Consider the following 547-nt stretch of genomic DNA (forward strand, 5'->3'; position numbering starts at 1 on the left):
TCGCGGGCTCGCCCGCACCCACAGGGAGAGGCATCAGGGCTGGCAGTTGTTGGCCAGAAGGCGCTGAAGAGGCTGTGGCAAGCGACCTGCGGTGTTAGTCATTCTTGCCCAACATGTACTGGTCAAAATGCTTGATATGCTCGTCCAGGTTATCTTCGAGCATCATCCGGTACTGCTCGCAGAAGTATTTCAGGATCTCGTCCCGCGCAGCGCCCAGTTCGGCGCCGCTCTTGAAGCTGCGGGCGCTCATCCAGGCGCTGAAGCGCGCAGCACCAAAGGTCAGCGAGGCGCTAACCTTGCCCAGGTCCTCGACCCTGTCGATCTGCTGGTTGGCCAGTTCTATGTGCGCATCGGCACGGTCGTAGAAGGCCTGGTCGGTAGCTTGGGTCATGGCGGTTCACCTGGTTGTGCAAGACGAGCGAAAGGCCAAGCCTTGCATGTCACGGCGCATACGTGCAAGGCTGAAAAAGGATTACCAAAGTCGAAAAAGGACTCACAGTACCTCATGCTCGGAATCACACGTATCCATCGCTATTTGCGCCCACTG

Annotated in this window: 1 protein-coding gene; it reads right to left on the reverse strand. The window is 58.1% G+C overall.

The features are described from left to right. Window positions 1–94: 94 nt before the first annotated feature. Window positions 95–391, reverse strand: coding sequence for a DUF3144 domain-containing protein (locus GYA94_RS26265; protein ID WP_009683473.1), 297 nt, complete (start codon window positions 389–391; stop codon window positions 95–97). Between the last annotated feature and the right edge of the window lie 156 nt (window positions 392–547).

The sequence above is a fragment of the Pseudomonas juntendi genome, assembly GCF_009932375.1.
Lineage (GTDB): Bacteria > Pseudomonadota > Gammaproteobacteria > Pseudomonadales > Pseudomonadaceae > Aquipseudomonas > Aquipseudomonas juntendi.

Coding starts and splice junctions, on each gene's coding strand:
- GYA94_RS26265 (WP_009683473.1), bottom strand. CDS start 391: ATGACCCAAGCTACCGACCAGGCCTTCTACGACCGTGCCGATGCGCAC.